Raw genomic sequence first — 12,968 nt, 5'->3', positions numbered from 1 at the left:
ATTTAAAACTCTACCAAAATGACAAAAAAAACCTTAGTAGTTGGTTTGCTGGCAATGTTCTCAGTAACCACTTTTGCACAGACAGCGGCAAAGAAGATTAAAGATGTACGTACACAACCAGATCTCTATTACCTTCAGGATGGACAGCAAGCAAGTTCGCTCGATCTTCTTCCGGCACCTCCACAGCCTGGTAGTATTCAGTTCCTTAATGACCAAGCACAATACCAGTGGGGTAAGATGCAACGCAATACGCCTCGTGGCGATCAGGCAGCAGCTGATGCACGTGTGGGTGGCGATGGTGTTCCTAACGCTTTTTCAGAGGCTTTCGGTATCAAGATTAGCAAGGAGACAACTCCTGAAATTTACAAACTCGTATTGAATATGCGTGAGGATGCAGGTGACTTGGCTACTCGTAGTGCTAAGAATCATTACATGCGTGTTCGTCCATTCGCTTTCTATAAGGAGATGACATGTAACCCAGAGCAGCAGCAAGAGCTCTCAACCAATGGCTCTTATCCATCAGGTCATACAGCTATTGGCTGGGCAACAGCACTCGTTCTTTCTGAGATTAATGTTGATCGTCAGAACGAAATCCTTGAGCGTGGCTATCAGATGGGGCAGAGCCGTGTTATTTGTGGTTACCACTGGCAGAGCGACGTTGATGCAGCACGTATCATCAGTGCAGCTGTTGTAGCACGTCTCCACGCAGAACCTGCTTTTCAGGAGCAGTTGGCAAAGGCTAAGAAAGAGTTTGCTAAGCTGAAGAAAGAAGGTAAGATTGCAAAGAGTACTTTTAAGGCTGCAAACTAAGTTTTGCAAAGTTTAAGGTATCAAAGGAGTTAAGGCGTAAGAGGATTTATTTAATTCTTTATGCACAACTTAACTCCGTTTGATCCCCTATCATTGCTTTAATCATCAGATAAAAACCTAATTTATAGAATATAGATAACAAAAATACCTCTATGAAAAGAATTATCCTTATTGCTACCTGTGCCTTAATGACTTGCGCAGGTGCCTTTGCTCAAGAAGAAGAGCCAAAGTTGGTCGTAAAACCAACTGGTAGAATCCTTATGGATGCGGGTCTGATGCACTCAACAGACAAGACCCTAAACGAAAAACTCAATAGTGGTGTCGCTATTCCTGACGTTCGTATTGGCGTAAGTGCAACATACGGTAAGTGGAAAGCAAAGATTGACGTTGGTTATGCACGTCAGAGCCTTTCACTCAAAGACATCAGCCTCGACTATAAGTTCGACCATGAGAACTTGGTTCGTATGGGTTACTTCGTACATCAGTTTGGTTTACAGAGTGGTACATCATCAAGTTTCAAGATTTCAATGGAAGAGCCATTGGCCAACCAAGCATTCTTCAATAGCCGTCTGCTTGGTGCCATGTATGTTCACACAGGTGAGCAACTTCACGCTACAGCATCTGTTTTTGCAGAGAATGATGCGATGAAGATGACATCTGATAAGCTCGGTAACGAGGCTTTGGGTGCAATGACACGATTAGTTTGGCATCCAATGACTGAGCGTGGAAAGATTTTCCACATTGGTATCAGTGGTGCATATGAGGCACCACGCTACAACAGTAATGCAGCTCTTAACCATAAGTCATATACATTGAAGGCTCCATTCCCAACACGTATTGCAAATGTTGCAGCACAACAAGCAACTATCACAGACGCTACTGCACTGTGGAAGTTCTCTCCTGAAATGAACTTTGCTGTTGGTAATTTCGGCTTCGAGGCACAATACTTCTACGTAGGTGTTAAGCGTGACAACGCAATGCCTAACTATAACGCATGGGGTGCATATAGCAATGTACGCTATCTCCTTAAGGGACAAGGCTACACCTACACCAAGGCTGATGCAGGTATTGCTACCCCTGACCCAGGCTCATTGGAACTTGTTGCAGCTTACAACTACTCAACCTTAACAGATAAGGATGCCAATATCTTTGGTGGTAAGGTAAACGATTGGTCATTGACCTTCAACTATTACCTTAACAAGTATATGATCTGGCGTGTTCGTGGTTCTATCACCCGCGCAACAGATAATGCAGCATTCAACAACAATACATTCTCTATTCTTGAGACACGTTTGCAGATTAAATTCTAAACTAATTCAGAATTCACAATTCATAATTCATAATTATGATTACTTCGGATGCTTATGATAAGGGTATTACCATTAACTATAGATAAATCACCTATCTTTATAGCAAACAATAGTAATCATAATTATGAATTGTGAATTATCAATTATGAATTAAAAAAGCCCTACTACAATGAGAAAAATCAATTCATTCCTCCTCCTTCTGATGCTGACATTCCTTTGTCCAGCATTAGCACAGGCACAGCTCCAGCGTTCTGAGGCTTTCAAAGGGAAATATAAACTGAAAGAGGTTGTTATACTTTCTCGTCATAACATCCGTTCACCACTGTCAACGAACGGTTCTACACTGAGCAAGATGACTCCACACGAGTGGACGAATTGGTCATCAGCTGCCAGTGAACTGACACTTAGAGGTGGTGTTCTTGAGACTGAGATGGGACAGTTCTTCCGTAAGTGGACAATTGAGACAGGTCTGTTTAAGGACAACTACGTTCCTACTATAGACGAGGTAAACCTCTATGCTAACTCTATGCAGCGTTGTATTGCTACAGCACAATACTTCTCAAGTGGCTTCATGCCAGTGGCTAACCTACGTGTGAACCATCGCTACGTACCATCTAAGATGGACCCAATCTTCTTCCCACGCCTTACGAAGAGTACAGAGGCTTTCCGCACTGAGGCTATGAAGCAAATCAATGCTATGGGTGGTAAGGAAGGACTTGTTGGTATCAACAAGGGATTGAAGGATAGCTATGACCTCATAACCAAGGTATTGGATATGAAACAGAGTGAGTATTATAAGAAAGGAGAAATAAAGGACTTCGTTAACAACGATACACAGATTACGCTTGAACTCAATCAGGAACCAGGTATGAAAGGCTCGCTAAAGAATGCTAACTCTGCTTCTGATGCCTTCATCCTTCAGTACTATGAGGAGCCTGACGCCCTAAAAGCAGCCTTTGGACACAAACTTTCACTTGAAGATTGGACTAAGATTGCTAAGGTAAAAGACGTATATGGCGATGTGCTTTTCACCGCTCCTATCGTTGCTGCCAACGTAGCTCACCCTCTTCTACAGTATATGTACGATGAGTTAAACGCCAAGGATCGCAAGTTTACTTTCCTCTGCGGTCACGACTCAAACATTGCAAGCGTTGATGCTGCTCTTGGCGTTGAGGAGTATTCACTCCCAAACTCTATTGAGAAGAAGACTCCTATCGGTTCAAAGCTTGTCTTAGAGAAGTGGGTTGACGCTGCTGGTAAAGCTTATATTGCCGTAAACCTTGTTTATCAGAGTACAGACCAGCTGAAGCAGATGTCCCTACTTGACCTGCAGCATGCTCCACAAGTATTCTCTCTTAAGCTGAAAGGTCTCAGTCAAAACACTGACGGTCTTTATACTTTCGAAGATGTCAATGCACGTTTCCTCCAAGCTATTCGTGCATACGATGACATCAAGTAAAGTTGACGAGTGAACAAGTTGACAAGTGAACAAGTTATTTGGTAAAAGATAAATAAATAAACAGAAGAATATCGTCCGCCATTAAAGACATAATAACAAAGGGCGTGAGGAATGAGTGAACAAGTTGACGAATTGATTACCCTTTGATAAGTTATTTGTTAAATCACCAGCCCTCTCCTTTGTTACTATGTCTTTTATTACAAGCACCTTGTCAACTCGTTTACTTACCAAGATACTCATCGTCACGAACGAGTATTTTTTCAATCTTACCAACATACATCGTATGAAGGTCGCCATTAGGATAAGCCTGATCAAAAACCTCCTTATCAATAAAACCACTTTCCTTTAGGTCTGCAGCATACTGTTTCTTACAGACAAGTACCAACTTTGCTTCCTTGAAATAAATACTATTCTCTGCAAACACCTTTGTCAGTCCAGTTTTCCCTATCTTATCCTCATCACGTCCTGAAACAGAGCCAAGATAAGCCATTTGTTTCTTGAATGATGCGTCCATCACACAAAGCGTAAAGTAATCTTCCTTATCCACGAAAGTTTTTGTATATCGATTGGGGCGGATATAAACAACAACTGTTGGATCGTTATGCCCCCAAATACAACCAAGATGTCCCCAACTGATAGTCATCGTGTTACAACCATCCGGCTCATTTCCTGCAGATAACAGCATCCATTCCTTTCCTAAAAGGTTAAACGGATTAAACTTCAAATCTTTGTAACTAACTTCTTTCATACGAAATAATCTTTATGTATACACTTTCAACATTTATCAAATACAAAAGTAAGACTTTTATCCGTCCCAACAAAGCACACAAGTAAAAAAACAACAAGTGAACGAGTCGACAAGTGAATGAGTTACTTGTTATGTTATTAACACACCTCTGTTCTTTTGTTACTATGTCTTTCTCGCAAGCAACTTGTTAACTTGTCAACTATTCACTCGTCAACTTCTAAAATATCTGTAGTTTTTACAACATAATATTTGTCTGTTATTCACAAAATGCGTACCTTTGCAAACATATTATATAAATCATCCATATCAATTCATATGATTTGTTATGATTAGTGGAATTATTTTTAGTGTAAATTGATAAAAAGGTTGACAACAGTGGATTCAGTATATAACAAATTGACAGCATTAGGTATTCGCCCATCTATACAGCGTGTGGCAATCATGAAGTATTTGGCAACTCACCACACTCACCCAACAGTGGAAGAGGTTTTCCTTGCACTCAAGAAACAACTTCCAACGGTGAGCCGTACAACAGTCTATAATACATTAAGAATGTTGTCTGAACATGGAGCAGCATCAATGATTACTATTGATGACCACCGCGTATGCTATGATGGTATTACCGAGCCACATGCACACTTCTTCTGCAAGCGTTGTGAGAAAGTTTTCGATTTTGAAACTATGGAGATGCCACGCTACACAGGTGAGATTGGCAAAGGCTTCAGAATTGACGACACTCAACTTTACTACAAAGGAGTTTGTCCTCAGTGCCTTGAAGCGATGAACGAGAAAGAAGAAACTAACTAAATCCTCCATATCAAAGGTGGCAAAAACTTGCGCACATCAGCAACCAAGAGCTGTGCGAAAAGTAAAACTTGCCAAGAAAAGAGAGTCAGACACACATTCAAACACCCTCCTTGTGCTGGTTAAGGTGGGTTCTATTATTTACCACCGACATCAAATAATTAAATCATGGGGTACTTCGTGTCATCTTTCGGACTTTCTTCGGAGCAAATTACCAGTTCACTCAGTCGTTTTTAGGACATGCCTTAAGTAAAAGAATTAAAAAACTAACAGATTTTTTCTGTAACTGTTTTTATCTCTACGGACGTACAATTTGTGCGTCCGTTTTATTTTTCTACAAACAACTATCCTACTTGTAAACAATATATTCATGATTATTCTTTACAAAACAAAGACTTTCATTAACTAAAACAGTAGACTACCATCTTATGTCTTTTACCACGACACATCACCTTGTTTATAAGCACCACAGAAATTGCTTCTGATAAAGCATTTCCTTAGAGCGCAATCATTCATGTCTTACGATGTATTATTATAATAGCAATCATTTCATTTACCCTCTTTAATCAATGTGCCAGTGCCGCGCACATGTGGTGCGATTGGTAAACACCACTTGTGTTAAGGCTTAACACCTATAAGACTCTGAACTTTGAACTTTGAACTTTGACGTTTGAACTCTTTTACTTTTTACCCTTTTACCTTTCTTACAGTGTTAATCATAATTATGAATTGTGATTGATGAATTTTGAATAGAGCTTATTATCTCACAGAAAGCAGATAAACAGAAAGAACAGATTTCCTTTTTGATTAACGTAACACCCAGAAACATAATTATTCCTAATAAATTAGGATTGCATATTATACTTTTTCTTTATACCTTTGCCAACATTAACAATCAGCAAAAACATAAAACAAGATTATATGATGATTAAGTCTAAGTTTGGTATTATTTTTTTGTTGGCTTCGTCTCTACCCATAGGGTTACAGGCTAATAACATTATTGAGATAGGAGATACCTCCCGTGTGTATGATATTGACGAGGTGGTGGTCATTGATCAGCCAAAGGAAGCCTTTCGTTTACGACAGCAGCCATTGAGTAGTACGTCGTTCAACACGAGTCTTCTTCAGGGGCTTAACGTTCAGGATGCTCGTCATCTATCAACGTTTGTTCCGTCGTTCTCTATGCCTGAGTATGGAAGTCGCTACACCTCTTCTATTTATATGCGTGGTATTGGGTCACGTGTCTATTCTCCAGCCGTAGGAGTTTATGTTGATGGTATGCCTATCTTGAGCAAGAGTGCCTTCAATTTCCATATGTATGATGTCGACCGTGTCGATATACTGCATGGTCCACAAGGAACACTCTATGGAATGAATACCGAAGGCGGATTGATTCGTCTTTATAGTCGTAATCCTTTCCACTATCAGGGAACAGACGTGAAGCTCTCTGCTGGTACGAAATGGCATCGCCAAATTGAAGTAAGTCATTATGAGAAACTGAATGATAAGACGGCTTACTCAGTTGCTGGTTTCTATGGTGGACAGAATGGATTCTTCCGTAATCAGTATGATGGATCACGTGCCGACCTTATCAATGAGTTTGGTGCTAAGGGACGCTTCCTTTGGCATCCAACAGAAAGACTTAATTTTGACTTCATTGCTGATTATCAATATACTCGTCAGAATGGTTTCCCATACGGACAAGTGGTAACAGAAGATGAGATTTCTTCTGCAAATATCACTTCACCCCTTTATGGTTTGAAGGCTGGAACGCAGTTGCCTAACCAGAACCGTCAAGGTAATTATCGCCGTAATATCCTCAATACTGGATTAGGAATTAAGTATGCTGGTAACGGTTTTGATATCAACTCGATGACCTCTTGGCAGTTCCTTCGTGACTATATGCTCATGGATATTGACTATCGTCCACAGGATTTTATACACCTTACACAGCGTCAGTCGGGCAATGCGTTGACAGAAGAATTGTCAATCAAGAGTCAGAACAACAGCAAATGGCATTGGACTTTTGGTGCTTTCGGTTCTTATCAGTGGCTGAAGACAATCGCCCCTGTCTATTTCGACCAGGAAATAAATCGCTACCTTTCAAAAAAGATTACGGATTATGCCTATAATGGCATACTCAACGCAATGGCAAGAGGTATGGCGGAAAGAATGATTGCTGGTGGAATGCCAAAGGAACTTGCTAATAAGACTGCACGTGCAAGTGCTGCAGCTATAATAGCAGGAGCAGGTGGAGTAAATATCAACATGACAATGGATCCTGTCCCAGGCACTTTCCGTACGCCAACGTTCAACTTTGGTATTTATCATGAGAGTAATATTGAACTTTCTGATCGCCTCATGGCAACCTTGGGTCTACGTTATGATTATTCTCGCGTGAGTATCGATTATGCAACCTCTGCACGTGTGGCGTTGCAGGAGCGTGTGATGGGCATAACCATTAACCCTGTAATCACTTCAACCCTGAAACATAGTGAACATGACAGCTTTAAGCAATTCCTTCCAAAGGTTGGTCTGACTTATCGCCTTCAGAATGGTAGTAACGTCTATGCGACATGGTCAAAGGGTTATCGTGCAGGTGGTTACAACTTTGAGATGTTCTCAGATGTGCTTCAGGCTGAGACTTCACAAGCAGCTAATAAGGCACGAGCTGATGTAGATATTGCTCATGATGAGGCGTATTATGAGCGTATTGCAAAGACGATTGAATATAAGCCAGAGACAAGTTGGAACTATGAGGTAGGAACACATCTTAACCTCTTGAACAACCAATTACATCTTGATCTTGCTGCTTATTATATGCAGATTCGCAATCAGCAACTCTCTGTGATGGCTGGTAACTATGGCTTCGGACGTGTGATGACGAATGCTGGTCGTAGTCATTCCTGTGGTTTGGAAGCAACCGTTCGTGGTGGTGCTTTGGACAATAAACTGACTTACGGACTTAGCTATGGCTTTACAAGTGCTCAATTCGATGAGTATAAGGATTCTATTGCAGGAGTTGGAATAGTTGATTATAAAGATAAGCATGTTCCCTTCGTACCACAGCATACGCTTGGTGCCAATGCTGATTATCGTATAGATGTAGACCCAGCTGCACTCCTTGACCCATCAAATCGTTTCCATCTTCGTAGCGTAACGGTGGGAATGAACCTCTCTGCACAGGGTAAGACTTACTGGGATGAACAGAACTCTATCGGTCAAAACTTCTATGCCGTCTTAGGTGCTCATGCCGATGCCGACTTTGGTGCACTACATGTCAACCTCTGGGTGCGTAACTTGACAGATACAAAGTATAATAGTTTTGCTGTTCAGAGTGCTGCTACTGGCACACGCTACACATTCGCTCAGATGGGTAATCCATTCCAAATGGGTGTGGACTTTAGAATACATTTCTAAGAGAAAAGACCTTCCACCCCTCTTTTGGAGGGGTTAGGGGAGGTCTTATAGTCATCTAAAATTAGGAGTGAAAAGATAAGTCTCCTATATAATAGGCCACTCGGAGAAAGGGACAGCACGGAAGTAAAGGCAATCTCACAGAGGTACCGATGCCACAAAGGATAACAGAGACGTAGCGCAGCGGTTGCTGATGCTCTTGGCGATAAATGCTGTACACAACCCTTACGAACACTCGCTACAACAAAACTTGCAGATATCCTCCGTCACTTCACGCACCAGTTGTACCTCCACGACCACCATTGTTTTATATTTGTCAAACCTCTGTATTCTCCGCGTCGCTGTGTGATATCTCTTCAAAGTTTAATGTTCAAAGTTCAAAGGATAAGTTTTATTGAGCAATACATCAACTTAATTTCCTGTCATTCCCTTCATCGATTGCAGAGGCTTAACTTGTTATTATACAGAGAGATAAACAAAATGTTAAAAATGACAGCAAATTGAAACTAAACTTTTCTTTTAGAAACTGTAATCATCTTATTCTTACTTGAGAATACGCATCACTTCAAAATTTGAAAGGACTGAACCTTTATTATTAGCTCTTTGTCTACTTCTTTCCCCACCTTTTTCCTACTGAGCCGATAATAGGCTTAATACAAAATAGACAGAAAAAGAGGTTAATCCTGAAGCTACATACCGTAGCCCTCGAATCAACCTCTTCACTTATATTAGTCTAATTTAGGAGAACTATTCTTCCTCTTCCTTCACTTCCGCTTCGTGCTCAGCAATCAACTTCTGCTGGATATCGTTCGGAACAAGCTCGTAACTTGCAAACTTAGTGGTGAAACTTGCACGACCACCAGTGAGAGAACTCAACGAGATGCTATAGTTAGCAAGCTCTTTCAAAGGAATCTTTGCCTGCAACTTCTGATAACCTGCCTCAGAGTCCATACCCATAATCATGGCACGACGTCCCTGCAAGTCGCTCATCACGTCACCCATATAATCGCCTGGAACAAATACCTCTAAGTCATAGATAGGCTCAAGGATCTTTGGACCAGCAGCCTTGAAAGCATCTGAGAACGCATGGCGAGCTGCCAAGGTGAATGAAAGTTCGTTTGAGTCAACAGGGTGCATCTTACCATCGAAGACTATCACACGTACATCACGTGCATAGCTACCTGTCAATGGACCACGCTCCATACAATCCATCACACCCTTTAAGATAGCTGGCATAAAGCGAGCATCAATAGCACCACCAACAACAGAGTTGATGAAGACAAGCTTACCACCCCATGGAAGGTCACGTTCTTCACGTCCCTTGATGTTCATCTTGAACTCCTGACCATTGAATTTATAGTTTGTTGGATCAGGCATACCCTCTGCGTAAGGTTCAACAATCAAGTGCACCTCACCAAACTGACCTGCACCACCACTCTGTTTCTTATGGCGATATTCAGCCTTTGCCTGCTTGGTAATCGTCTCACGATATGGAATCTTTGGCTCCTTGAAAACAACCTGCAGCTTCTCGTTATTCTCCAAACGCCACTTCAACGTACGAAGATGGAACTCCCCCTGACCATGAACGATGGTTTGCTTTAACTCCTTGCTCTGTTCAACAACCCATGTTGGGTCTTCCTGACGCATCTTTAACAAAGCAGCCATCAGTTTCTCTGTGTCCTGTGAGTTCTTAGCTTCAACAGCACGAGAGTATTTAGAGTTAGGATACTTAATGAAATCAAAGCGCTGGTCAATACCCTTACCATTTAGGGTATTACCCGTCTTCACGTCTTTCAGCTTCACGGCACAACCCAAGTCGCCTGCATTCAACAGTTCAACTGGGATACGATTAGCACCGGCACAAGCATAGAGTTGCCCCATACGCTCCTTTGAACCACGGTCAGAATTGGTCAAGTCATCACCCGACTTCACACATCCACTCATCACCTTGAAATAACTTACCTCACCGATATGTGGCTCCATACCTGTCTTGAAGAAGTAGAGAGACTCTGAACCATTGCTGTCAGGTGCAACTTCCTCACCACGCGTATTGTGCACCTTAGGCATCTCATCAACGAAAGGAACAACATTACCCAAGAACTCCATCAGACGGCGAACACCCATGCTCTTACCTGCACATACACAGAAAACAGGGAAGATTGAACGGGTTACAAGACCCTTACGGATACCTGTACGCAACTCATCCTCAGTCAATGTTTCCTCTTCAAAAAACTTCTCCATCAAGCCCTCATCATTCTCGGCAGCAGCCTCAACGAGTGCTTTATGTAGTTCCATAGCCTTAGGCATTTGGTCAGCTGGAATATCCTCAATGATAGGCTCACCCCCCTCTGGCTTCCAACTATATTTCTTCATCAACAGAACGTCAATCAAACTGTTGAAACCAGAACCGGTCTCTATTGGATACTGTACAAGAACACACTTTGAACCATAAATCTCCTGCATAGTTGAGAAGATATTATCAAAGTCGCACTTGTCGGAATCCAACTGATTAACAAGGAAGATAACAGGCTTCTTGAGTTTTTCAGTATAGCGGAAAATGTTCTGCGTACCAACTTCTGGTCCATACTGACCATTGATTAGAATAACAGCCTCATCGGTAACATTGAGGGCAGTAATAGCGCCACCTACGAAGTCATCACTACCTGGACAGTCAATAATGTTCAACTTTTTATTATTCCACTCAACATGGAAAACTGTTGGGAACACTGAGTAGCCATACTCCTGCTCTACTGGGAAGTAATCACTAACGGTGTTCTTAGCTTCTACTGAACCGCGGCGCTTAATGACACCAGCTTCGAACAACATACTTTCGGCAAGGGTAGTCTTGCCGCTACCGGCACTGCCAACCAAGGCAATATTCTTAATCTCGTTTGTCTGATATACTCTCATATCTGATAGATTTAAGCTGTTAGTAATAATTTGTTTCGTCTTAGGGACAAGCCGAAGCTCATCAATTCAGCGGTCTAAGTTAGACATTTTCATTGAAAACACCAAAGTTTCTAACAAAAAAAACAAATTCTTTTAAAACTTATTAGTACATTTGCACTACTTCTTGTAAGGCTTACATTAATATATACGCATATATACACTTATCATGTCTGGATTATACATTCACATCCCATTCTGTGCCAGTCGCTGCATTTACTGTGGGTTCTATTCCACAGTATCTGCAAAGAAGAAGGACGAAAGGTTTTCTATTGAGGAGCAGTATGTGAATGCGCTTTGTCATGAAATGGAACTACGTGCGGAGAAAGATAATAGTATATCAGGAGAAAGAACAACTTTGTCAACCATCTATTTGGGTGGCGGAACTCCTTCACAACTCTCCTTTCAGAGTCTGCGAAAGATATTCAAAACGATAGAAAAGGTCTTTCATATTGGTTTAGAATGGGATAGAGAGAGTAACACTTGTAGCACAACAACACCCATTGAAATCACAATGGAGTGTAATCCCGATGATGTGACAGAAGCATTTGCACAGAACTTACGTTCACTTCCCATCAATCGCATCTCTATGGGAGCGCAGACTTTCTCAGATGAACGCCTAAAGTTTCTACATCGTAGACATACTACGGATGAGGTAGAGACGGCTGTCAAACGCCTAAGAAACGTGAACATCAAGAACATATCCATAGACCTTATGTTTGGTTTCCCCAATGAGACACTTAAAGAATGGAAAGAAGACATTGAGCGATTGCTTGCTTTAGACATTGAACATATCTCTGCATATAGTCTGATGTACGAGGAAGGTACCCCACTCTACCGCCTTCTCCAAGCAGGAAAGGTTAAGGAAATGGACGACGAGCTTTACAGACAGATGTATGACACACTCATCGACCGCTTATCCGAAGCAGGATATGAGCAATATGAGATTAGCAACTTTGCCAAGCTTCAAGCTCAAAGTTCAAACTTCAAAGTTCAAACCTCAAAGTTCAAACTTCAAACTTCAAACTTCAAAGTAAAAAGTCCCTTCCGTTCCCAACACAATAGTTCGTATTGGCACAATGTCCCTTATATAGGCATCGGAGCCTCTGCTCATTCCTACGGCAACGGTAAGAGAAGTTGGAATGTATCAGACACAAAGGCTTATATCACTGCCATACAAGAAGACAAATTGCCAACCGAAGAGGAAATAATAGATGCCGACACACACTATAACGACATGATTATGACTGCCCTCCGTACGTGTGAAGGGATAAACCTTACTACCCTGTCAGCTGAATACAGAACGTATCTCATGCGCCTCGCACAACCCTCAATAGAACAAGGTTTATTAAAAGAGGACGATGGCTGGCTCCGTCTCACCCGCAATGGTATCTATGTCAGCGACTCTGTTATGAGCGATTTAATGAAAGTATAAAGATATCACCACAATTCATTAACCTCCAATATTCACCAC

Annotated in this window: 8 protein-coding genes; 6 read left to right on the top strand and 2 right to left on the bottom strand. The window is 41.6% G+C overall.

The window, feature by feature from the left end; translation table 11 throughout:
- The first annotated feature begins 18 nt into the window (after positions 1 to 18).
- The 3 genes from J5A56_RS04375 (at position 19) to J5A56_RS04365 (ending at position 3,579) form a co-directional block, all read left to right on the top strand.
- Positions 19 to 810 (top strand): acid phosphatase, encoded by a 792-nt coding sequence (locus J5A56_RS04375; protein WP_021671063.1) that lies wholly within the window; start codon positions 19 to 21, stop codon positions 808 to 810.
- A gap of 152 nt (positions 811 to 962) precedes the next feature.
- A complete protein-coding gene (locus J5A56_RS04370) occupies positions 963 to 2,120 on the top strand; it encodes an OprO/OprP family phosphate-selective porin (RefSeq protein ID WP_021671062.1) in 1,158 nt (385 codons plus the stop codon).
- A 169-nt stretch (positions 2,121 to 2,289) separates the two neighbouring features.
- Positions 2,290 to 3,579: a histidine-type phosphatase gene (locus J5A56_RS04365; RefSeq protein ID WP_021671061.1), complete on the top strand. Its 1,290-nt coding sequence runs from the start codon at positions 2,290 to 2,292 to the stop codon at positions 3,577 to 3,579.
- A gap of 220 nt (positions 3,580 to 3,799) precedes the next feature.
- On the opposite strand, the gene J5A56_RS04360 is transcribed toward J5A56_RS04365, so the two are convergent.
- Positions 3,800 to 4,327, bottom strand: a complete 528-nt coding sequence (locus J5A56_RS04360; protein ID WP_021671059.1) for a flavin reductase family protein — start codon at positions 4,325 to 4,327, stop codon at positions 3,800 to 3,802.
- Between the two features lie 375 nt (positions 4,328 to 4,702).
- On the opposite strand from J5A56_RS04360, the gene J5A56_RS04355 reads away from it, so the two are divergent.
- On the top strand, positions 4,703 to 5,134 hold the full coding sequence (locus J5A56_RS04355; RefSeq protein WP_036919014.1) for a Fur family transcriptional regulator: 432 nt from the start codon (positions 4,703 to 4,705) through the stop codon (positions 5,132 to 5,134).
- Positions 5,135 to 6,055: 921 nt separating this feature from the next.
- Positions 6,056 to 8,551: a TonB-dependent receptor gene (locus J5A56_RS04350; protein ID WP_036919010.1), complete on the top strand. Its 2,496-nt coding sequence runs from the start codon at positions 6,056 to 6,058 to the stop codon at positions 8,549 to 8,551.
- A gap of 744 nt (positions 8,552 to 9,295) precedes the next feature.
- Here the strand turns inward: J5A56_RS04350 and J5A56_RS04345 are convergent.
- On the bottom strand, positions 9,296 to 11,458 hold the full coding sequence (locus tag J5A56_RS04345) for an elongation factor G (RefSeq protein ID WP_021671056.1): 2,163 nt from the start codon (positions 11,456 to 11,458) through the stop codon (positions 9,296 to 9,298).
- A gap of 205 nt (positions 11,459 to 11,663) precedes the next feature.
- Here J5A56_RS04345 and hemW point away from each other — a divergent pair, with 205 nt between their 5' ends.
- Positions 11,664 to 12,929 (top strand): radical SAM family heme chaperone HemW, encoded by a 1,266-nt coding sequence (hemW, locus tag J5A56_RS04340; RefSeq protein ID WP_021671055.1) that lies wholly within the window; start codon positions 11,664 to 11,666, stop codon positions 12,927 to 12,929.
- Positions 12,930 to 12,968 lie beyond the last annotated feature (39 nt).

The organism is Prevotella melaninogenica (assembly GCF_018128065.1).
Lineage (GTDB): Bacteria > Bacteroidota > Bacteroidia > Bacteroidales > Bacteroidaceae > Prevotella.
This window is presented reverse-complemented; position numbering and strand designations above follow the sequence as displayed.

Excerpts from the sequence above, each read along its gene's own strand:
- J5A56_RS04375 (WP_021671063.1), top strand. The coding sequence starts at position 19 with ATGACAAAAAAAACCTTAGTAGTTGGTTTGCTGGCAATGTTCTCAGTA.
- J5A56_RS04370 (WP_021671062.1), top strand. The coding sequence starts at position 963 with ATGAAAAGAATTATCCTTATTGCTACCTGTGCCTTAATGACTTGCGCA.
- J5A56_RS04365 (WP_021671061.1), top strand. The coding sequence starts at position 2,290 with ATGAGAAAAATCAATTCATTCCTCCTCCTTCTGATGCTGACATTCCTT.
- J5A56_RS04360 (WP_021671059.1), bottom strand. The coding sequence starts at position 4,327 with ATGAAAGAAGTTAGTTACAAAGATTTGAAGTTTAATCCGTTTAACCTT.
- J5A56_RS04350 (WP_036919010.1), top strand. The coding sequence starts at position 6,056 with ATGATTAAGTCTAAGTTTGGTATTATTTTTTTGTTGGCTTCGTCTCTA.
- J5A56_RS04345 (WP_021671056.1), bottom strand. The coding sequence starts at position 11,458 with ATGAGAGTATATCAGACAAACGAGATTAAGAATATTGCCTTGGTTGGC.
- hemW (WP_021671055.1), top strand. The coding sequence starts at position 11,664 with ATGTCTGGATTATACATTCACATCCCATTCTGTGCCAGTCGCTGCATT.